Origin of the sequence: Streptomyces longispororuber (assembly GCF_014656095.1) — a bacterium.
GTDB lineage: Bacteria > Actinomycetota > Actinomycetes > Streptomycetales > Streptomycetaceae > Streptomyces > Streptomyces longispororuber.
Map to the genome: position 1 here is coordinate 1 of NZ_BNBT01000069.1, position 20,245 is coordinate 20,245.

A 20,245-nucleotide genomic window follows, 5' to 3' on the forward strand; every position below is an offset into this window, starting at 1 on the left:
GGGCCCCGGGCTCCGGCGCGCCCCGCCGGCGCCGGGCCCGGCGGTGCGGCGCGGCGGATCAGTCGTCCGCGGGCGTGATCGCCTGGGCCGGACAGGCCCGGGCGGCCTCCAGGACGTCGCCGTGCAGCGTCGCGGGCGGCCGCTCGGCCAACAGGACGACCCGGCCGGTCCGTTCGTCCTGGTCGAAGACCTCGGGGACGGACAGGACGCACTGGCCCGCCCCGACGCAGGACTGTTCGTCGACGGTGATGTGCACGTTTTCTCCGTTCGGTACCGGTCGTTTCCGGTTGTCGTTTCCGGCTGCCGTTCCCGGCCTCCGCGTGGGGCCGCAGGACGCCAGACGGTATTCCCGCCGGTCCTGTCGACCGGACAGGCGGAACACCCGGCGGAATACACGGCCGGAATTCCTCGGGGTGACGCGTCGAGAATCGCGCATCGAGGTCCGCGGCGGCAATGCGCGCGCACTTTCCGGGCGAATTCCCGGAACCGTGGCACGGCGTCGGCGGGCCCGACAGACTTCCCACCACGCCGGACGAACAAGGAGTAGGCACGCATGAATCCGTTGTCGTTTGCGCAGCGCCGACTGTGGCTCATCCACCGTATCCACGGCCCGTCGGCCCTGCACAACGTCCCGCTCGTACTGCGGATGACCGGGGCCCTGGACACGGCCGCGCTGACACGCGCCGTACGGGACGTCGTGGTCCGCCACGACGGCCTGCGCACGGTGTTCCCCGAGGACGCGACCGGCGCGCCCGGCCGGCACGTGATACCCGAGGCCGACCTCGACCTCGACGTCCCCCTGCTCGACGCCCCGCCCGCCGACGTGTCCGGCGTCGTCTCCGCGCAGGTGAGCCACCCCTTCGACCCGGCCACGGACCTGCCGGTGCGCGCCGCCGTGGTGCGCAGCTCGCCCGCGGAGCACGTCCTGGTCCTGGTGGTGCACGGCATCGCGGCGGACGAGGCGTCGCTGCGGCCGCTGGCCGACGACCTCGCGACCGCCTACGCCGCGCGCCGGGACGGCACCGCCCCGCAGTGGACGGACGCGCCGGTGCCGTACGCGGACTTCGCCCTGGTGCAGCGGAAGTTGCTGGAGGAGGAGAGCGGCCCGCACGGCGCCCGCGAGCGCGCCACCGCCTTCTGGCGCACCGCGCTGGCGGGCGTGCCCGCCCCCTTGCCGCTGCCCGTCGCCCGGCCGCGCCCCCCGGAGGCGAGCCACCGCGCGGACCGGGTCCCGCTGACCGTGGACGCGGACCTCGCCGGGGCGGTGGCGGCGCTGGCCGCCCGGCACGGCGTGCGCCCCGCGACGGTGCTGCGTGCCGCGCTGGCAGTGGTGCTGCACCAGATGGGCAGCGGCACGGACATCCCCATCGGCTCGCCCGCCGAGCGGCGCCCCGACGCGAGCTGGGCGCGGTGCGTGGGCCCCTTCGACGACCTGTGGGTGCTCAGGGCCGACCTGAGCGGCAACCCGCCCTTCACGCGCCTGCTGGAGGAGGCCCACCGCGCGACCCTCGCCGCCGAGGACCACCGGGAGCTGCCGTTCGCCTGCCTGGTGGACGCGCTGGCCCCGCAGCGCTCCCTGGCCCACCACCCGCTGTTCCAGGTCGCGTTCGAGCTGTGCGAGGACGCCGGGCCCGCCGTCACGCTGCCCGGCCTGACGGTGACCGCCGAGGCGGTCCCGCCGGACAGCACCCCCTTCGACCTGGTGCTGCGGCTGCGCGCCACGGGAGCGGGCGCGGCGCTGCACGGCTCCCTCGCGTACGCCACCGACCTGTTCGACGCCGCCGGCGCGGAGTACCTGGCGGCCTGCTACCTGCGCGCGCTGCGGCAGGTGACCGCCGACCCCGGCGTGCGGGTGGGCGCGGTCGACGTCCTGCCCGAGGACGAACGCCGCCGGCTCCTGGTGGACTACGTCGACACCGCCGCCCCCACCCCGCCGGTCACGCTCCCGCAACTCGTGGCGCGCCAGGTCGCCGCGGCCCCCGACGCCCCGGCGGTGGTCTGCGGCGCGACCTCGCTGACGTACCGGGAACTGGACGCGCGCACCGACCGGCTCGCCCGCGCGCTGCTGGCCACCGGGGCGGGACCGGAGTCGGTGGTGGGCCTGGCGCTGCCGCGCTCGGCCGACCTGGTGGTAGCCATGCTGGGCATCCTCAAGTCCGGCGCCGGCTACCTGCCGATCGACCCGCGCTACCCCAGCCGCCGCCTGGGCCACCTGCTCCAGGATGCCGCCCCCGGCCTGATCCTCACCGACGCCGCGACCGCGTCGGCGCTGCCGCCGCACGACGTCCCGTGCTGCCTGCTGGAGGACCTGGACCTCGACGCGCCCGACGGGCCCGAGGGCGTCACCGGTGCGGTCCCGCGGCCGCCGCGCCCCGACAACCTCGCCTACCTCATGTACACCTCCGGCTCCACGGGCACCCCCAAGGGCGTGGCCATCTCGCACGCCAACGTCGTCAACGGCATCACGCGCCTGGCCGACGTCGTCCACATGCGGCCCGGCGCGCGGATGCTGGCCAGCAGCTCCGTCAACTTCGACGTGTCGGTGTTCGAGGTGTTCACCGCGCTCAGCACCGGCGCCACCGTCGAGGTGGTCCGCGACGTGCTGGAGCTGGGCGAGCGGGGGCAGTGGTCGGGCACCGTCCTGCACACCGTCCCCTCGGTGTTCGCCGAGGTCCTGGAGCGGATCGAGGGGCGGCTGAGCGTGGACACGGCCGTGTTCGCCGGGGAGAAGCTCTCGGCGGCGCTCGCCGAGCAGGTGCGGGCGGCGATCCCGGACACGACCCTGGTCAACGCCTACGGCCAGACGGAGAGCTTCTACGCCACCACGTACACCGTGCCCGACGGCTGGCGCGGCGAGGGCGGCGTCCCCATCGGCACCCCCCTCGGCAACATGCGCACGTACGTCCTGGGCCCGGGGCTCGCGCCGGTCCCGCAGGGGGTGGTGGGGGAGCTGTACGTGGCCGGCGCGGTCGGCCGCGGCTACCACGCCCGGCCGGGGCAGACCGCGGAGCGCTTCGTGGCGGACCCGTTCGGCCCGGCGGGCGAGCGGATGTACCGCACCGGCGACGTGGCCCGGTGGAACGCCGGGGGCGAGCTGGAGCTGCTCGGGCGCGACGACGGCCAGATGAAGCTGCGCGGCATCCGCATCGAGCCCGCCGAGATCGAGGTGGCCCTGGTCGCGCACCCCGACGTCGCCCAGGCCGTGGTGGCGCTGCGCCCCGCGGCGGGCACGGGCGCCGGCACCCTGGTGGCCTACGTGGTGCCCGCCGAGCCGGGTGGTGCGGCGGCGGCCGGGCTGACGTCGCGAGTGCTGCGGCGCCACGTGGCCGACCGGCTGCCCGCCTTCATGATCCCGTCCGCGTTCGTGGTCCTGGAGCGGCTGCCGCTGGCCCCGAACGGGAAACTGGACCGGGCCGCGCTGCCCGCCCCGCGCCGGGGCGCGGACCGGGCAGGGGACGAGGGCGGCGGCCGGGCGCCGCGCACCGCGCGCGAGGGCCTCCTGGCCGCCCTCTTCGCCGACCTGCTCCAGCACGAGGAGGTCGGCGCCGACGACGACTTCTTCGACCTGGGTGGGGATTCGCTGCTCGCGGTGCGGCTGAGCCGGCGCGCGCACGTGGAGCACGGCCTGCGGCTGCCCGCGCGCGCGGTGTTCCAGGCGCCGACCCCGGCGCTCCTGGCCGACTGGCTCGCCGCCGCGTGACCGACGGGCACCACGACCGGCAGGCCCCGCCCCCGGAACCCGGGGACGGGGCCTGCTCGTTGCGGCGTGTGCGCGGCGGCGCGTCAGGCGGTCTGCCCGGCGCGGCGGCGCGTCAGGCCGACTGTCCGGCCAGCTCCCGCTGCCGCTCGTGCTCGGCGGTGGTGGTCGGCATGCTCCGCGTGGCGTGGCGCAGGAACGGCGGGGCCATCATCGAGGTCACCACGGCGATCAGCACCACGACGGTGTACGTGGCGGTGGTCAGGACGCCGAGGTTGAGCCCGACGGTGGCGATGACGATCTCCACGACGCCGCGGGCGTTGAGCCCCGCGCCGATGGCCAGGCCCTCGCCGTGGTCGAGCCGGCCCATCCGGGCGCCCAGGTAGCCGCCCGCGAACTTGGCGACCGTGGCGACCAGCAGGGTGACCACCGCGGCCAACAGCACCGTGGGCCGGGCCAGCGCGGACAGGTCCACCTGGAGCCCGGCGGTGGCGAAGAACAGCGGGGCCAGCGTCGACATCACGAAGGTGCGCATGGAGTCCAGCGACCGGCGGGCGGAGACCCCCAGCGAGCTGATCACGATGCCGCACAGGAAGGCGCCCAGGATGGGCTCCATGTCCAGGGCGAGCGTGCCGGCGGAGGACAGCAGGATCATCACGGCGATCGCGGCGACGCTGACGTCCGACTGCGGCGAGCGGTCGGTGTACTGGAGCACCTTGCGGGCCACCGGCCGGGCCACCAGGACCGTGAGGGCGAGGACCGCGATCAAGTAGGCGACGGACTCCAGGACGAGACCCGTCTGCAGGCCGTGGGTGGCCATCGCGGCGACGATCGACAGGAGCATCCAGCCGACGATGTCGCTGACCGCGGCGGCGCCGATGATGAGCTGGCCGACGTTGCGGTGCAGCAGGTCCATGTCGAGCAGCGTCTTGGCGATCACCGGCAGCGCGCTCACCGCGATCGCGACGCCCACGAACAGGGCGAAGGTGCCCCGCTCGGCGCCGGGGGCCATCAGCGACTCAGGCATGACGAAGCCGAGCCCCACCCCGAGGGCCAGCGGCAGCAGCACGCTGCCCACGCTGACGTAGCCGATCACGCGGCTCTTGCGGCGCAGCAGCCCGACGTCGATGTGCGCGCCGGTGATGCCGACCAGGAGCAGCACGCCGAGCTGCGCCACCGCGCTCAGCAGATGCATCTGCGCGGTGTCGTGCGGCAGCAGCCAGTCGCGCAGGTCGGGCAGCGCGTTGCCGAACACGGACGGCCCCAGGAGCACGCCCGCGGACAGTTCACCGACCACGCGGGGCAGCCGCAGCCGGGTGGCGAGCCTGCCCAGCAGGACCGCGACCCCCAGCAGCAGCCCGACCTGCAACAGGAAGACCAGCATCTGATGGTGGCTGATCGCGGGGAGAGGCGCTTGGGACAGCACCATCGTGATTCCTTTCGGAGGAGGACGGAACGGCCGTCGCCGCGCGCTCCACGCGACGCCCGGGCGGGACGGAAGGGGAGGAGCGGCGGGCGGGGGAGTACGGCGGGTGTCGGCGGCCGGGCGGCCTCAGCGGCGGGCCAGCGCCTCCAGGACGCGTGCGGCCACGCCCGCGGGGTTCGTGGCGGACAGCAGGTGGCCGCCGGGCAGGGACGCCACCTCGCAGCGCCCCCGGGTGTGCTCCGCCCAGCTTTCCATGCGGGTCAGGGCGGTGTCGTCGGCGCCGGCGAGCACCGTCAGGTCCCCGGCGGCGGCGCTGTCGCGGACCAGGTCGATGCACGACTGGGCGAGCAGCAGGTCCGCGCGGATCAGCGGGTAGGCGCTCTCGGCGAGCGCGGGGTCGCTGACCACCTCGGGCGGTATCTCGCCGCCCATCGCGCGCAGCGCGGCGACCGCGGACTCGACGGAGTCCACCGCCCCGGGGTCGATGCGCTCGCGCACCGAGGGCGGGGAGTTGGACGCCGCGAGCAGCAGCGGGGGCCGCGTCTGCGCGAGGACGTCCGCCAGGCCGAGCGCGAGGTAGGCGCCCAGGCTCTCGCCGTACAGGGCGTCGAGCGGGGTGTCGACGCGCGCGGCGAGGTCGGCGACGGCCGCGGCGGCGTCGGTGAGGGGGGTTTCCCGGTAGCGGCGGCCGTGGCTGGGCAGTTCGAGGGCGCGGACGTCGACCCGGTCGCCCAGCTCGCGCCGCAGCCGGCGGAAGTAGCCCGCGCCGCAGCAGGACGGCGGGATGAACGCGACCACGGGTCGGGCCTGGCTCGGTGTTGTCACGGTGCTGCTGTCCCCCGGATGGCGTCGCGCGGGCCGGCGCGCGGGTCCCCGGCGGACGGCCCGGCTGTGGTCGGTAGGTGGTGGTGCCGTGCCCCGACACCGCGCTGGGTGACGACTCGCGGCCAGGGCGGGCCATGGGTCGTCACCCAGTCGTCGCGCCGCACGCCGGCGGCGCGAGGGCGTCGTGCCGTACGGCTTACGCGGGCAGGTACTTCGTCCCGCGCAGCGTCTCCGTGGCGATCTTGTTGTGGCCGTACTCGTCACGGCCGCGGGCCAGCACGGCCGACCACTTGTCCAGCGAGATGCTGCCGCCGTACTCCTCGATGTGGTCGGTGTCGGGGTAGACGCGCACCGAGGTGGGCACGTACCGGGTCGCGAAGCCCATGCGGTAGTTCTTGCCGGTGGCGATGTTCGGCAGCGAGGCGTGCATCAGCGTGGACCAGAAGATGATGCACTGGCCCTTCTCCATCTCGAAGGAGACCGCGTCCTCCTCGTTGGGCTTCCAGTTCGGGTCCTTCTGGAGCTGCCGGTAGTCGTAGCCGAAGAAGCCGCGCGGGACGCCGTCCTTGACCTCGGAGTTGATGCGCTCCTCGTTGTAGTCCATCTGCTTGGACTCGTCGTAGTTCATCTGGTGGTGGGTGCCGGGGATCACCTGCAGGCACCCGTTCTCGCGGGTGGACTCGGTGAACGCCGTCCACACGGTGAGCGTGCCGGCGCCGAACTCCTCCTCGGACTCACCGGGCCACAGCAACTGCGGCTTGCCGCTGGCGTTGGCGAAGGTGTCCGCCTGGTGCCAGTCGGTGCCCTCGTCGCCGGGGTACTTCGGGAAGAACTCCGAGCGCCAGCAGAGCAGGTCCGGACCGAGGATCGAGGCCACGCGGTCGGTGATCCGCTGGTTCATGACGTGCCGCGCGAGCAGGTCGATGTCCAGGTGCCGGTCGTAGTTGAAGATGTTCGGGGCACCGATGCCCTTGTCCACCTCCGGGTACGCGGCGTGCGACCGGTCGAGCGCCTCGCGCTGGACGGTCTTCCACATCTGGTCCATCTCTTCGGGCGTGTAGATGGTGAGCGGACCGATGTAACCGTTCTTGTGGAAGAACGCGAGTTCGTCTTCCGACAGCGCGAACTCCGTACGCACGGGGCTGCTGGTCATGTGGTGACTCCCTTACTTATTGCTCGGCTCGGATGTGTCGGAAGGCTGCGCGGCGGCCAGCGCCGCGGCCAGGGACCCGTCGTACGTCGTCTTCATGTCGAGGACGATTCCGAAGGAGTCCCCGAGGAAGATGTTCAGCTTCGAGAAGGTCAGCGAGTGGCCGCCGATGTCGAGGAAGTTGTCCGCACCGGTGATCTCCGGGTCGTCCAACTCGTCCCGCAGCCACTTCAGAGCCGATTGCTCCACATCCGCTGCACTCACTGCGCGAGCTTCCTTTTCATTCGTCACTGAAACCTGCATGGGAGCGCCCTTCTTGTGATCTCTCTGTGCGGTGTGAGCGGTCCTGGGCCGCATCGCCCCGGCACGGGACAGGTGCCGGCGGCGTGAAGCGGAGGAGAAACGGCATGCGGCGGGAACCGGACCGTGACGGAACCGGGAACATCGAGGTCAGGGCGGTCTCCGAGCGGCGGGCACCGCACAGGGACGACCGTTCCGCACACGCGTCCGTCGCTTTCTGGAACGGCCGCGTGTATCCTCACATATTCCCGTCCATTTTCCGGTTCCGGACTGGCTTGTTCTTTCTCGTCGACGATGCTGCCACCTCCCCGCGGGTTACTCGGCAACCGGAGCCTGGCAATGCGGGAAACACCTGGTAAAAGCGTGTCTCCGTCCCCGGTGCGGCGGATGCCCGAACAGGAAATAGCACTTCGTCGACCCATCTTGTTTGGTCACGTTAGACCGGCAAGCGGAATCACTTCAAGGCCTTCCGGTCGACACCGCGGCAGCGGTGGCCCGCTGTTTACACCCCCGCGGAATGTCCTGCTGACGGGACGGACGGGAGCCCTCGCAAACACCTCGCCGCGCCCCCGAGCCCGTCTGGCGCCCTTTCAAACTCCCGGCCGCTTCAGGCCTGTTTCCACCCCCGAAAGCATTGACAGGAGCCGATCCTTCCGGCGAGGCTCGCGGGTTGGGCTGCCGCTTGGGCCGCTTCTCGGGCCGCTTCTTGGACAGCCACCGCCTTCCGGTATGCCGGGTCGCCGGTGCGGCCCACGCCTCACAGCAGGACCTCCTCGTCCAGCAGGCCCAACAGGTAGCGGCCGTAGCCGCTTTTGAGCAACGGGTGGCTGAGGGCGCGCAGTTGCCCGTCGTCGATGTAGCCGCAGCGCCAGGCCACCTCCTCGACGCAGCCGATCTTCAGGCCCTGGCGCTCCTCGATGACGCGTACGTACTCGGAGGCCTGCACCATCGCCGTGAACGTGCCGGTGTCGAGCCAGGCCGTACCCCGGTCCAGGACCGTGACCGCGAGCTCGCCCCGGCGCAGGTAGGCCTCGTTCACCGCGGTGATCTCCAGCTCGCCGCGCTCGCTCGGCCGCAGCCGCCGGGCGATGTCGACGGCGCGGTTGTCGTAGAAGTACAGGCCGACGGCGGCGTACCGGGACCGCGGCTTGGCCGGCTTCTCCTCGATCGAGACGGCCGTGCCGTGCTCGTCGATCTCCACGACGCCGTAGGCGGACGGATCGGCCACCGGGTAGGCGAAGATACGGCCGCCCGTGGTGTCGACGTGCTCCCGGAGCTGCACCCCGAAGGTCCGCCCGTGGAAGATGTTGTCGCCCAGAATCAGCGCCACCGGCTCCTCGCCGATGTGGTCGGCGCCGAGGAGCAGCGCCTCGGCGATGCCGCCGGGGCGGTGCTGCGTCCGGTACGACAGCCGTAGCCCCAGGTGCGAGCCGTCGCCCAGCAGTCGGCGGAAGTCCGGCTGGTCCTCGGGCGTGGTGATGATCAGGATGTCGCGGATTCCGGCGAGCATCAGAGTCGACAGCGGGTAATACACCATGGGTTTGTCGAAGACGGGCATGAGCTGTTTCGAAACCGCCCGGGTGACCGGCCACAGACGCGATCCGGTGCCCCCTGCGAGTATGATTCCGCGCATGGACGGCGGCGGGACGCTCCGCATGGACCGGGCGTCCCTTCCCTCCCTTCCGCTCGATGCGATACGTGAAGCGCTCCCCGGCTCCGGCGCCCTTTTCCCCGGGCCCCCGGGCGAGGCCGGGTTCGATTCCCCGGGCCGCGGCGGCCGAAATGCGCAAACCCGGGCCTGAATTCCCTCCTTGGCGTGCTCCGGGCGGGCGATGTATCTTTTCCCGCATGCGTATTCTTGTGACGGGTGGTGCGGGTTTCATCGGTTCCGAATTCGTCCGGTCCACGCTGTTGTCGCCGCGTGCGAAAGTGAGTGACGTCCGCGTCACCGTGCTGGACAAACTGTCGTACGCCGGGGTGCGGGAAAACCTCGATCCGGTCGCGGACCATCCCCGGTACTCCTTCGTCCACGGGGACATAGGCGACGCCGACACGCTGGACCGCGTGCTGCCCGGGCACGACGCCGTCGTGCACTTCGCCGCCGAGACGCACGTCGACCGGTCCATCGCGGGCTCCGCCCCGTTCGTGACCACCAACGTCCTCGGCACGCAGCGGCTCCTCGACGCGGCCCGGCGGCACGGCGTCGCCCGGTTCCTGCACGTGTCCACCGACGAGGTCTACGGCTCCATCCCGGAGGGCTCCTGGACCGAGGACAGCCCCCTGGCCCCCAACTCGCCCTACGCGGCCACCAAGGCGGCCTCCGACCTGCTCGTCCTCGCCGCCCACCGCACCCACGGCATGGACGTCGTGGTGACGCGGTGCTCCAACAACTACGGCCCCTACCAGTTCCCGGAGAAGGTGATCCCGCTGTTCGTCACCCGCCTCCTGGACGGCGGGACGGTGCCCCTGTACGGCGACGGGCAGCACGTGCGCGACTGGCTGCACGTCTCCGACCACTGCCGGGGCATCGAGCTCGCACTGCGCCACGGCAGGGCCGGGGAGGTCTACCACATCGGCGGTGGCACCGAGCTGACCAACGAGCAACTGACCGGACTGCTGCTCGCCGCCACCGGCGCCGGCTGGGACCGCGTCGAGCGGGTGCCCGACCGCAAGGGCCACGACGCGCGCTACTCCCTCCGGTACGACAAGGCCGCCGCGGAGCTGGGTTACCGGCCGCGCGTCGACTTCGCACGCGGGCTCGCCGCCACCGTGTCCTGGTACGCCGAGCACCGCTCCTGGTGGGAGCCGCTGCGGCGGCGCGCTGCCCGCGCCGCGGCCTGAGCGCGGCCCGCCGGGGTGCCCAGGGCCCCCGCGCCGCGGGCGCCAGGGCGTGAGACGGCCGCGCCGCTCCGCCGTCATGACGGAGTCCGGACGGGCTCGGCCGCGGCCAGGACGTCCCGCAGCCCCTCGGCCAGGCCGGTCCGCGGCGTCCAGCCGAGCACGGCCCGCGCGGCCCGGACGTCCAGCCACACGTCCGGGTGGTCGAAGCTCCGGGCGGGCTCCCGCCGCACCGCCAGCCGGCGGCCCGCCGCGCGCTCCAGGTGGTGGTGCAGCTCCGCCGGCGACGTCGGCTCGCCCGACCCGATGTTGAGCGTCGTGACCCCCGGAGACGCCCGCAGTGAGGCGGCTCGCCGGTGCACGGCGAGCATCGCGGCGCAGACGTCGTCGACGTGCACGTAGTCCCGGCGGGAGCGGCCTATCACGGTCAGCGCCTCCCGCTCCCGCACCGCCCGCACCCAGTGCGGTATCACCCCGTACCCCGGCCGGGCCCGCTGGCCGGGCCCGTACACGTTGGCCAGCCGCAGAACCACCGGGGTCGTCCACCCGGCGGCCGCCAGCGCTCGCTCCTGCCGGAGCTTGGCCACCCCGTACGCCGAGACGGGCCGGGTCGGCGCGTCCTCGCGGTACGGCGGCGCGACCGCCGGGTCGTAGACCGTCCCGCCCGACCCGGCCAGCACCACCAGCGGGCGGTGCGCCGTGCCGCGCAGCCCCCACAGCAGCAACTGGAGGTTCCAGTAGTCCTGGGCCACGAGCCGCGGGTCGCGCTCCGCCCGGGCCGGCGTCACGCTGCCGGCCACGTAGAAGACCGTGCCGGACCGCAGCACCGCCCGGTGCAGCCTGCCGCCCTGGGCGAACGGCCGCTGCCGGCTGAAGCAGTGCGCACGTATCCCGGCCGCCGCCAGGGCTTCGCGAAGACGTGTCCCGATGAATCCGGAACCGCCGATCACCGAGACGGGTCCGGGTCCGGACGACCAGGTCGGAGCGGCTGCGCTCGTTCTCATGACGCGCCCCCACTGTGTTCGGTACCACATGAATTGTTTTTGGCATGCCTGTATCGCCGCACCGGTATTTCCGGTCCATTCAAAAAGGCCGGGCATAGGTTGAAGACCGCGGGTTGACACTTTCCCGGGAGCTATTCAAGAATCGTTGACGCATCTCCCTTTCCCGCGTGCTGCGCAGGTATTTCCGTGCGTTTCACGCGCCGACCGCCGTATTGACGAAGGAGGTCCGCCATGCGCGGCGCCATCATTGGATTCGGCACCATAGCCATGGGGCACATGGTCGGTTATTCGCGGATCGAGGATCTGTCCGTCACCGCTGTCGTGGACGTTTCCGAGGAACGGCGAGAATACGCACGGGAGTCCTTCGGACTGCCCGCGTACAGCGACTTCGCCAAACTCGTCGCGAACGAGTCCCTGGACTTCATCGACATCTGCACGCCGCCCAGCAGCCACGCGGAGTACTCCGCGCTCGGCCTGGAGCACGGCCTGCACGTCCTGTGCGAGAAGCCCGTCTTCCTGCCCGGCGAGGACGGCTACGCGAGCCAGCTCCGCGCCATCCGCGCCAGCGACCGCGTCTTCTACCCGTGCCACGTCTACAAGTACGCTCCGGTGCTCACGGCGATGAAGGAGCGCATCGCGGCACCGGGCTTCGGTGAGGTGGTCGGGGCGCACTTCCGCACGCTGCGCGCCGGGCACGCCAAGGGAGTGCCCGAGTGGCGGCCGCACTGGCGGCGCGAGACCGGCACGTCCCGGGGCGGCATCCTGCGCGACCACGGCCCCCACAGTGTGTACCTGGCCATGAACCTGACGGGCCTGACGCCCGAGTCGGTGTCCTGCCTGACGGGGCGGCTGACCCGCGGCGACGCGTACCCGGACAGCGAGGACACCGCCCTGGTGCGGATGCGGTGCGCCGGCGGCGTCGAGATCGCGCTGCACCTGTCGTGGAGCTCCGGTCACCGCAGCACCGGGTATTCGATCATGGGGACCTCCGGTTCCGTGGTCGTCGACGGTGACGACCTGACCTACGCGGCGGACGGCCGAGTCGTCCGCACCTCCATCGAGTCCGGCTTCGACGACCCCTCCCACCAGGAGTGGTTCGAGCGGATGCTGCGCGACTTCCAGTCGGTGGTGGCCGAGCCGCGCCGCCAGGACGACCTCGTCCGCGAGGCGCTGACCACCTCGTTCGTGATCGACGGCGCCTACGCGTCGGCCGCCGCGGACGGCGCGTGGGTCGACTGCCGCGTCCCCGGCGCCCTGCTCGCCCCGGTGCCCGGGTGACCCCGGCGCGGGGCCGCCCGGGCAGCCGGGGCGGCCCCGCCGCGCCGCGGGCCGAACAGCCGCCGAGCCGGGGGGCGGAGCACTCGCCCGAGCCCCCGCCGTCCACCCGCCGGGAGCGCAGGAAAGGGCCCCGCGCCGCCGTCGGCGCGGGGCCCTCGTCAGCCCGCCTGCGGTCCCGTACCCGCGGCCAGGGCGCCGAACATCGCCCGCACGTGCGGTTCCAGCCCCCGGTCCAGCTCGCAGCCGAGCCAGCGGCGGCCCAGCCGTTCCGCGGCGAAGCACGTCGCGCCGCTGCCCGCGAACGGGTCGAGGACCAGGTCGCCCGGCCGGGTCAGCAGCTCCACGAACAGTTCCGGCACCACCGTGGGCCAGCGGTCGGCGTAGGGCCGCAGCCCCGCTTCCACCAGCGCCCTCTCGTACGCCTGGTCGTAAGGCCCCGACGTGTCGAACTCCAGCAGGTTGCCCCGGACGAACGGCTGCCGCGCCGGCTGCTCCAGCGCCCGGACGTCGTAGTACACGTCGTGCGTGCGCGCCATGACCCAGATCGGCGTGACCGAGTCCGCGGCACGCGCCGCACCGCCCGGCTCCGGGCGGAGCAACTGCGGGTTGTAGTAGTAGAAGTCCTGCACGAGCCGCCACCCCGCCGCGGCGAGGGCGTGCACGGCGCCGGCGTGCTGCACCGCCTTGCCCGGCGCGTCCGACAGCCAGAGGCCGCCCAGCTCGAAGGCTACACAGCCGTCCGGCCGCAGGACCCGGCGGAACTGCTCGAAGAACGGCGCCAGCCAGCTCAGGAACGCCGCACCGGTGCGGTCCGCGTCCGCGATCAGCTCCGTGCCCTCGAACGGTGGCGAACAGACCACCGCGCCCACGCTGCCGTCGGGTACCCCGGCCAGCAACTCCAGGCTGTCGCCCCAGTGGTAGGAGCCGTGCCGCGCCTCCAGCGCACAGCGGTCACCCGCCGTCGTCAGCTCGATCGTCACGGTGTCACTTCCCTTCCCCTCGTCGTTGTGGCGGCCCGTTCAGTCCGAGGCCCAGGCGATCGAGTCCCGCTCCCGCGGGTCGACCGTCTCGCCGCTGTTGGAGTAGCCCCCCAGGTAGTAGCGGAGGGTGGCGCGGCCGGTGCACGCCATCGGCTCCCCGCCGCGCACCAGCCGGTAGTACAGCTTGTCGTCCTCACTCACGAGCCCCTCGGCGTCGTCGGCGGAGAACTCCTCCTCGAACGGCACGTCCAGGAGCAGCTCCCGGGCCAGCAGCCAGGCACTGGTGTCGACCGGCACGTCGAACGTCCCCGGCCGGTCCTTGATGACGTTCGACCCGGGCACGCAGACGCCCTTGGCCACGTACTCGGCGTACATCCGCTCCGCCTCGGTGACGCTGTTCGCCCACGGCCAGCGCGGTTCCAGGTACGGCGCCCCGTCCTTGTCGAGGAGGCCGACCTCGCTGTACACGGCGCGCGAGCCGTGCTCGCGGGCGCAGTCGAGGAGGGACTGGAGGTGGTCGGGCGTCCACTCGTTGTCGTCGTCGAGGTAGGCGATCCAGGTGCTGTCGGCGAGCCGTACCCCGAGGTTGCGCAGGCGCGAGGAGCGCCCGGGACCGGACTTCTCGTGCGGCTCGCGCGGGACGTAGCGGATCTCGCAGCCGGGGAACTCGCCGGCGACGGCACTCAACGCGGCCCGCGTCTCCTCGCTGTCGTCGATCAGCACCAGGTGGCGCACCGGGACGTCGACCGCCTGGGCGCGGACGCTGCGCATGGCGCGCTGCACCAGGACGGGCCGGTAGCGGGTGAGGGTGACGACGGTGATGCTCTGCGGCCGTACGTCCTTCGGGGCGTCGCCGGACACGTCAGGCACCTCCCACCGGTGCGGAGAGCGACCTCTCCACACATCCGTCGTCCGCGGTGATGTCGTCCTTGCAGATGTCGAGGAACGGGCGGTCCACCAGGTCCTCCAGCGGCTCCGTGACCTGCCAGCCGGTGCGCGGCCGCTCCTCGTGCGGATGCAGCCTGCCGACGCTGCCGAGGCAGTTCCGGCAGGCCTTCAGGGGGCGGTCGCGGGTGAGGAAGCGGTGCAGCCGGTCCAGGAACTCCGGCCCGTCGTCGATCTCGATCCCGTCGACGCGGGTGTCCCAGCCGCCGGTGCGCAGTTGCCGGGGCATGAACACGCTCTGCGGGCAACGGTAGAGCCAGCCCTCGTACACCGTGTGGGAGTTCCAGAAGTGGGCCAGCTTGCAGGTGTCGAACACGTCCCGCACCAGGCCCGGGGAGTCCGTGCCGGTCTCGGAGTACACCGCCCGGAAGCGCGTGTAGTAGTTGACGAGCAGTGAGACCCCGTGGTCCCGGGCCAGGGCGCGGTAGCGCTCGACGTCCTCGGGGGCGAGCATCCGGCTCGGGTAGACCGAGATCTCCAGGGAGTCCACCGCCTGCCAGAAGCGGTCCGGCATCCGGTGCAGCAGGGTGCCGTTGGTGGCCACGAGGATGGTGTCGGAGACCCCGGTGGCGCGGACCGCCTCGATCAGGCCGACGATGTCGGGGTGGAGCAGCGGCTCCCCGCCCATGATCTTGGCGTACGCGGCGTGGTAGTTCCGGGAGAGGACCGAGAGGGTGTCGTGGACCTCGGCCGGGTCGGCGTTCTCCCGCCGGAACAGCGGGGAGAGATGGGCGCAGGACCGGCACCGCATGTTGCACTGGAGGCTGGCGTTGACCTCGACGCCCTCGGGGTTGCGCACCTTGCCGTCGGTGAGGGACACCGTCATGCCGGTGCCCCTTCCGTGGCGTTCCGCAGCTCGTCGAGGTGGCCGACGACCTTCCGTACGGCCGTGGCGATGTCCTCGACGTCCCGTTCGGTGCCCAGGAGCGCCTGGTGGAGGAACGCGAAGCAGGTGCGGTACGCGGCGGTCGCCGCCGGGAGTTCGAAGCGGGCCGGGTCCAGGTTGCGCCGTACCGCGTCCGAGCGGGGCGTGCGCGGAGACTTCAGCGGCACGTACAGCGGGTTGGCGTTCAGGGGCGCGTCCAGGGTCTCGAAGAACATGCCGAGCTCGGCGGACATGGCGTCCACGACCCGCTGGACGGGCAGCGCGCCGAGCAGGTCCCGGTCCAGGCGGATGACATAGTCGTAGTAGGTGCGCCGGGTCAGGCCGGGCGGGGCGGGCACGGTGGACACGCCGGGGATCGCGGCGAGCCGCTCCGCGAGGGCGGTGGCGTTGCGCTCGCGCACGGCGGTCTGCTCGTCCAGGAACGCGAGCTGGCTGAGGGCGACCGCCGCGTGGAACTCGGACATGGAGTGGTTGTGGCCCTCGACCGCGCCCACGTCCTCCAGCTCCAGTTGGCCCGCGACCGGGCGGGCCGTGTAGCGCCTGCCGTTGGCGCGGTACTGCTGGAGGTGGTCGTGCAGTTCCGCGGAGGAGGTGAGCACGACGCCCCCCTCCCCGCAGGTGAGCACTTTCGTCTGCTGGAGGCTGAACACGCCGACCGTGCCGAACGTGCCGACCTTGCGGCCCTTCCACTCCGCGCCGTGCGCCTGGGAGCAGTCCTCGATCAGGGGGATGCCGGTGCTGCGCGAGAGTTCGGTGAACGCGTCCACGTCGGCGGCGGAGCAGTAGGCGTGCACGACGAGGATGGCCTTGGTCCGGTCGGTCACGGCGGCCTTCGCCGCGTCGGCGGAGATGCTGAGAGTGTCGGGGTCCACGTCCACCAGGACCGGCGTGGCACCCAGGCCGGCGGCTGCGGAGGCGCAGGCCACCCAGGTCAGGCCGGGCACGACGACCTCCGTGCCGGGGCCGACGCCGAGGGCCTCCATGGCGATGGTGAGCGCGGCCGAGCCGTTCGTCGTGGGCACGGCGTACGGCACCGAGTGGTAGGCGGCGAACGCCTCCGCGAACCGCCGCTCGAAACTCGGCGTGCCGGTGTAGACGCCGCTGACCGCCCAGCGGCCGGATCGGGCGGCCTCACCGAGCAGGGTCAGGGTGGACTCGGGGGCCTGGGGCCAGGCGGGCCAGCCGCCGTCGCGGACGGGCGAGCCGCCGAGGAGCGCGAGGGATGAGCTGCTGCGTGCCGCTGTCATGGGTGTCCCCTTGTCGGTCGGGTCGATACGTAGGTCGGACCGGGCGGGTGGTGTACGGGGGAGGGGCCGTACGGTGCGGGTCGGTGCCCGCGGCCGCTCAGGCCGGTGCGGTGGTCGCCTCCCGCAGGTGCTCCTGTCGCGCGGCCTCCACCTCGCCCAGCAGCTCCGTGGCCCGGGACGGTTCGCGCAGGAACGACACGAACGCCGTCATGCCCGTGTTCGAGAGTTCCCAGGTCGTGTCCAGGTCGTAGAACTGGAACAGGTGGTCGGCCCCTTGGACGATCTCCATGCCCTTGGCGACGTGCCGGCCGCCGCGCGTGACGTCGACGTCCGTGCGGGTCGGCAGGGTGGTGAGGCGTTCGATCGTCAACTGCTGCACCTCGCGCGAGCCCAGGTGGGCGAGGAACGCGGTGGCCTCCTCCGGCGAGGGGCTCGTACCGGCGACGAAGTAGCCGTCGACGGGGGTGTCTTCGCCGACGGGCAGGGCCGGGTCGATCACCGGGAAGCGGAAGAAGTCGATGTCCGGCTCGTCGGGCGGGGTGTACTCGTCGGTGGCGTAGGCCCCCACGAGCGTCATCCCGGCCTCGCCCCGCAGCACGGCGGCGACCGCTTCCTCCTCGTCGTACGCGGCGGGGTCGCCGAGGAACCACTCCTGCTCGACGAGGCGCCGCCAGAAGTCGAACACCTTGGTCACGCGGCTGTCCGTGTACGGCACCCGCAGCTCCAGCAACGACGCGTGGAACCGGGGGCCGTTGAGGCGCATGTTCAGGTAGTCGAACCAGGCCGCCGCCGGGCAGCGGTACCGGGCGCCCAGCGAGAACGGCGCGACGCCGGCCGCACGCAGCCGGTCGCAGGCGGCCGTGAGTTCCGGCCAGGTCGTCAGGGGCGTGCGGATGCCCAGGTCGGCGAAGACCGAGGGCCGGTAGTACACGGCCCACCAGTAGTGGGAGGTGGGCAGGAAGCACGACGGGCCCATACCGCCGGTCATGGAGGTGAAGCGGGGCAGGTAGACATCGGCGAACCCCTCCGCGCGCCACATGCCGGAGATGTCGAGCATGAGTCCCTGGTCGACGAGGGCGCGCATGCGGTTGCCCGCGAACCAGGTCATGACGTCCGGCGGCTCCCCGCCGGTGAGCCCGGCGTGCAGCCGGTCCCGCAGCTCCTCGTGGTCGAGGACGGACAGGGACACCGGGGTGCCGGGGTGCTGTCCGTTCCAGCGGGCGACGACCTCGTCGGCGAATCCGCGCATGAGGGGAGAGGTGTGGTCGGTGAGGAAGCTCAGTGCCATACGGACTCCTCAGGTGCCTCGGACGTCCCTGGAGACCTCGTGGGCCGGGGCGGCTTCCAGGACGGGACGGGCCACGAGGCTCTGTCAGTGGGGAAGTTGGGACTGGGTGACTGGGTCGCCCCGGGGCAGGGCGGGGCGGGCTCAGGAAGGGGACGGCCCGGCGGCGGCCAGGAGGCGCCGGAAGACGTCCACGGCCCGGGCCGCCTCGCGCCCGAAGTCACCGAAGTCGTCCTCGACGGTCAGTCCGCCCCGGTACCCGGCCGCCAGCAGGCTCGCCACGAACTCCTTCTGCGCGCCCTCGTGGAAGTCGCCGCTGCCGCGGGGCAGGGACGAGGTGTGCGCGTGCCCGATGGCGCTCCCGGCCGCGGACACCTCCGCGGCCACGGACAGGTCCTCGCTCATGATGTGGAAGCAGTCGGCGGTGATCCGCACGCCGTGCCCGTCCAGGCCGTCGAGCACGCCTCGGGCCTCGGCGCAGGAGTTCACGAAGTTGGTCTCCGTGCGGTTCAGCGGTTCGAGCGCGACCGTCATGCCGAGTGCGGCGGCCGTGTCCCGGGCCCGGCCCAGGAAGTCCCGGAACTGCTCGAGCGCCGTTTCGGCCGGGAAGCCGGCGGGGATGCCGCGTGCCTGACCGCTGCCGAGGACGACGACGCGCACCCCGAGAGCCGCCCCGCGGTCGCACAGGTCCCGGAACACCTCCAGGGCCCGCGCGTGGTCCGCGTCCGGACCCACGACCCGGCACCGGAAGCGTCGCGGGAGCGGTGACGTCATGGCCTGGTACGGCAGCCCCGCCGCGCGCAGGCGGCGGTGCAGGGCGCCGAGCTCTGACCTGTCGACACACAGCAGGTCCCCCTTGAGCTCCAGATAGTCCAGCGGCAGCTCCGCGGCCTGCTCGGCCTCCGGGGCGCCGCGCACGACACACCCAAGTTCCATGGAACGCTCCTCAGCTACGAGTACGAGATCTGCGAGAGATGGCCCGGACGTCCGCGCGCCACCGGCGCGTCGGCGCTCAGCCGGGCGTCACCGCCGGGCGAGGGTGTGGGACAGCGACCTGAAGACCCTCTCGAAGGCGGCCAGCCCCTCGTCCAGGTGTTCCGGCGGGATGCTCAGCGGCGGGTAGATCCGGATCCTGCTGTCGTACGCCATGGCCAGGACGCCCTCGGCCAGGAGGTGCTGGAAGACGCCGCGGGTGACGTCCTTCGGCAGCGGGTGCCGCGTCCCCGGCTCGACCAGCTCCACGCCGATCATGAGGCCCGCGCAGGCGGCGTTCCCCACGAACGGGAACTCCTCCGTCCAGGAGGCGAGGCGCCGGGCCACGGATGCGCCCAGCCGGTCCGCCCGCTCCGGCAGCCCCTCGTCGAGCAGGATGCGCAGGGTGGCGAGGGCGGCGGCGCTGGCCAGCGGGTTGCCGCCGAAGGTCGATGCGGCCGCGCTGGGCGCGGCGAAGGGTGTGCCCTCGACCAGCTCGGACCGGCTGACGACGGCGCTCGCGGGCACGCCGGAGGCCATGGCCTTGCCGAGGACGACGACGTCGGGGGAGGCCTCGGGTTCGTGCTGGAAGGCGAACAGGGAGCCGGTCCGGCCGAAGCCGGTGATCACCTCGTCCAGGATCAGCAGCGCCCCGACCCGGTCGGCGAGGCGGCGCAGCGCGCGCAGGTAGCCGGCCGGGGGGACGATGTTGCCGTTGGTGCCCTGGACGGGTTCGACGATGATCGCGGCGACGTCGCCGAGCGTGCTGTTCTCGATGGACTCCTCGGCCACCTCCACGCAGCGCTGGCCGCAGGCGGGGTGCGCGAGCTGGAGCGGGCACCGGTAGCAGTAGGCGTACGGGACCTGGTGGGAGCCGGGCGGGAACGGTCCGGAGTGGCGCTTGCGGGGCCCGCCGTGCAGGCCGAGCGCGCCCTGGGTCTTGCCGTGGAAGCCGCCCCAGAAGCTGACGACCTCGTGTCGGCCGGTGGCGGCCCGCGCCAGCTTCACGGCGGCCTCGACGGCCTCGCTGCCGGTCGAGAACATGTGGATCCGGCCCAGCCGTTCGGGAAGTTGGGAGGACAGCAGCTCGTAGTAGCGCGAGCGCACGTCGGTGAAGAAGGTGCCGACGGCGCACGCCGCGAGCTGTTCCTGCACGTCGGCCAGGAACCGCGGATGGGAGTGCCCGATGTTGCACACGCCCACACCGGTGAAGAAGTCGATGTAGCGCTTGCCGTCCGTGTCCCACACCTCGGCGTTGCGGGCCCGGTCCACGACGAGTCCCGCCAGGTCTGTCATCGTCTGACCACCGGGCAGGCGGTGACGCTTCTCCAGCGCGATGGTGTGCTCGGTGGACACGGGCATGGCTGTGGGGGTCATGTGCTTCGCTCCGGCCTTTCTGCCGTTTTGGCGTT

Annotated in this window: 17 protein-coding genes; 3 read left to right on the forward strand and 14 right to left on the reverse strand. The window is 72.6% G+C overall.

Features of this window, described 5'->3' with window-relative positions; all coding sequences use genetic code 11:
* Positions 1–58: 58 nt before the first annotated feature.
* A complete protein-coding gene (locus tag IE330_RS21230; protein ID WP_190137670.1) occupies positions 59–256 on the reverse strand; it encodes a ferredoxin in 198 nt (65 codons plus the stop codon).
* Between the two features lie 297 nt (positions 257–553).
* Here IE330_RS21230 and IE330_RS21235 point away from each other — a divergent pair, with 297 nt between their 5' ends.
* Positions 554–3,700, forward strand: coding sequence for a non-ribosomal peptide synthetase (locus tag IE330_RS21235; RefSeq protein ID WP_190137671.1), 3,147 nt, complete (start codon positions 554–556; stop codon positions 3,698–3,700).
* Positions 3,701–3,812: 112 nt separating this feature from the next.
* On the opposite strand, the gene IE330_RS21240 is transcribed toward IE330_RS21235, so the two are convergent.
* From IE330_RS21240 to rfbA, 5 genes are all read right to left on the reverse strand, one after another.
* Complete coding sequence (locus IE330_RS21240; RefSeq protein WP_229925807.1) at positions 3,813–5,126, reverse strand: cation:proton antiporter; 1,314 nt, start codon at positions 5,124–5,126, stop codon at positions 3,813–3,815.
* 123 nt (positions 5,127–5,249) lie between these two features.
* Positions 5,250–5,948: a thioesterase II family protein gene (locus IE330_RS21245; RefSeq protein WP_190137672.1), complete on the reverse strand. Its 699-nt coding sequence runs from the start codon at positions 5,946–5,948 to the stop codon at positions 5,250–5,252.
* 196 nt (positions 5,949–6,144) lie between these two features.
* Positions 6,145–7,101: a chlorinating enzyme gene (locus IE330_RS21250; protein WP_229925808.1), complete on the reverse strand. Its 957-nt coding sequence runs from the start codon at positions 7,099–7,101 to the stop codon at positions 6,145–6,147.
* 12 nt (positions 7,102–7,113) lie between these two features.
* Complete coding sequence (locus IE330_RS21255; protein ID WP_190137673.1) at positions 7,114–7,362, reverse strand: hypothetical protein; 249 nt, start codon at positions 7,360–7,362, stop codon at positions 7,114–7,116.
* 793 nt (positions 7,363–8,155) lie between these two features.
* Positions 8,156–9,031 carry a glucose-1-phosphate thymidylyltransferase RfbA gene (gene rfbA / locus IE330_RS21260; RefSeq protein WP_190137674.1) on the reverse strand — a complete coding sequence of 292 codons (876 nt, stop codon included), beginning with the start codon at positions 9,029–9,031 and terminating at the stop codon, positions 8,156–8,158.
* A gap of 215 nt (positions 9,032–9,246) precedes the next feature.
* Between rfbA and rfbB the strand changes: the two genes are divergently transcribed.
* Positions 9,247–10,239: a dTDP-glucose 4,6-dehydratase gene (gene rfbB, locus IE330_RS21265; RefSeq protein ID WP_190137675.1), complete on the forward strand. Its 993-nt coding sequence runs from the start codon at positions 9,247–9,249 to the stop codon at positions 10,237–10,239.
* A gap of 74 nt (positions 10,240–10,313) precedes the next feature.
* On the opposite strand, the gene IE330_RS21270 is transcribed toward rfbB, so the two are convergent.
* Complete coding sequence (locus IE330_RS21270) at positions 10,314–11,240, reverse strand: NAD-dependent epimerase/dehydratase family protein (RefSeq protein WP_190137676.1); 927 nt, start codon at positions 11,238–11,240, stop codon at positions 10,314–10,316.
* Between the two features lie 231 nt (positions 11,241–11,471).
* Between IE330_RS21270 and IE330_RS21275 the strand changes: the two genes are divergently transcribed.
* The gene (locus IE330_RS21275; protein ID WP_190137677.1) at positions 11,472–12,518 is read left to right on the forward strand and encodes a Gfo/Idh/MocA family protein; all 1,047 of its coding nucleotides are present in this window, start codon (positions 11,472–11,474) and stop codon (positions 12,516–12,518) included.
* Positions 12,519–12,676: 158 nt separating this feature from the next.
* Here the strand turns inward: IE330_RS21275 and IE330_RS21280 are convergent, their stop codons facing one another.
* The 7 genes from IE330_RS21280 to IE330_RS21310 form a co-directional block, all read right to left on the reverse strand.
* Complete coding sequence (locus IE330_RS21280; protein WP_190137678.1) at positions 12,677–13,498, reverse strand: DNA-methyltransferase; 822 nt, start codon at positions 13,496–13,498, stop codon at positions 12,677–12,679.
* Positions 13,499–13,537: 39 nt separating this feature from the next.
* The gene (locus IE330_RS21285; RefSeq protein ID WP_190137679.1) at positions 13,538–14,359 is read right to left on the reverse strand and encodes a glycosyltransferase family 2 protein; all 822 of its coding nucleotides are present in this window, start codon (positions 14,357–14,359) and stop codon (positions 13,538–13,540) included.
* Between the two features lies 1 nt (position 14,360).
* Positions 14,361–15,269: a radical SAM protein gene (locus tag IE330_RS21290; protein WP_190137680.1), complete on the reverse strand. Its 909-nt coding sequence runs from the start codon at positions 15,267–15,269 to the stop codon at positions 14,361–14,363.
* Positions 15,266–16,576 carry a DegT/DnrJ/EryC1/StrS family aminotransferase gene (locus IE330_RS21295; RefSeq protein ID WP_190137681.1) on the reverse strand — a complete coding sequence of 437 codons (1,311 nt, stop codon included), beginning with the start codon at positions 16,574–16,576 and terminating at the stop codon, positions 15,266–15,268. Before IE330_RS21295 ends, IE330_RS21290 begins: the two co-directional genes overlap by 4 nt.
* A 97-nt stretch (positions 16,577–16,673) precedes the next feature.
* Entirely contained in the window at positions 16,674–17,864 is a 1,191-nt protein-coding gene (locus tag IE330_RS21300) for an ABC transporter substrate-binding protein (RefSeq protein WP_190137682.1), read from the reverse strand.
* Between the two features lie 141 nt (positions 17,865–18,005).
* Entirely contained in the window at positions 18,006–18,797 is a 792-nt protein-coding gene (locus IE330_RS21305; protein WP_190137683.1) for a sugar phosphate isomerase/epimerase family protein, read from the reverse strand.
* Positions 18,798–18,884: 87 nt separating this feature from the next.
* Positions 18,885–20,210, reverse strand: a complete 1,326-nt coding sequence (locus IE330_RS21310) for an aspartate aminotransferase family protein (RefSeq protein ID WP_190137684.1) — start codon at positions 20,208–20,210, stop codon at positions 18,885–18,887.
* Positions 20,211–20,245: the final 35 nt, after the last annotated feature.

Coding starts and splice junctions, on each gene's coding strand:
- IE330_RS21275 (WP_190137677.1), top strand. CDS start 11,472: ATGCGCGGCGCCATCATTGGATTCGGCACCATAGCCATGGGGCACATG.
- rfbA (WP_190137674.1), bottom strand. CDS start 9,031: ATGCGCGGAATCATACTCGCAGGGGGCACCGGATCGCGTCTGTGGCCG.
- IE330_RS21290 (WP_190137680.1), bottom strand. CDS start 15,269: ATGACGGTGTCCCTCACCGACGGCAAGGTGCGCAACCCCGAGGGCGTC.
- IE330_RS21240 (WP_229925807.1), bottom strand. CDS start 5,126: ATGGTGCTGTCCCAAGCGCCTCTCCCCGCGATCAGCCACCATCAGATG.
- IE330_RS21235 (WP_190137671.1), top strand. CDS start 554: ATGAATCCGTTGTCGTTTGCGCAGCGCCGACTGTGGCTCATCCACCGT.
- IE330_RS21250 (WP_229925808.1), bottom strand. CDS start 7,101: ATGACCAGCAGCCCCGTGCGTACGGAGTTCGCGCTGTCGGAAGACGAA.
- rfbB (WP_190137675.1), top strand. CDS start 9,247: ATGCGTATTCTTGTGACGGGTGGTGCGGGTTTCATCGGTTCCGAATTC.
- IE330_RS21300 (WP_190137682.1), bottom strand. CDS start 17,864: ATGGCACTGAGCTTCCTCACCGACCACACCTCTCCCCTCATGCGCGGA.
- IE330_RS21270 (WP_190137676.1), bottom strand. CDS start 11,240: ATGAGAACGAGCGCAGCCGCTCCGACCTGGTCGTCCGGACCCGGACCC.
- IE330_RS21305 (WP_190137683.1), bottom strand. CDS start 18,797: ATGGAACTTGGGTGTGTCGTGCGCGGCGCCCCGGAGGCCGAGCAGGCC.
- IE330_RS21310 (WP_190137684.1), bottom strand. CDS start 20,210: ATGACCCCCACAGCCATGCCCGTGTCCACCGAGCACACCATCGCGCTG.
- IE330_RS21295 (WP_190137681.1), bottom strand. CDS start 16,576: ATGACAGCGGCACGCAGCAGCTCATCCCTCGCGCTCCTCGGCGGCTCG.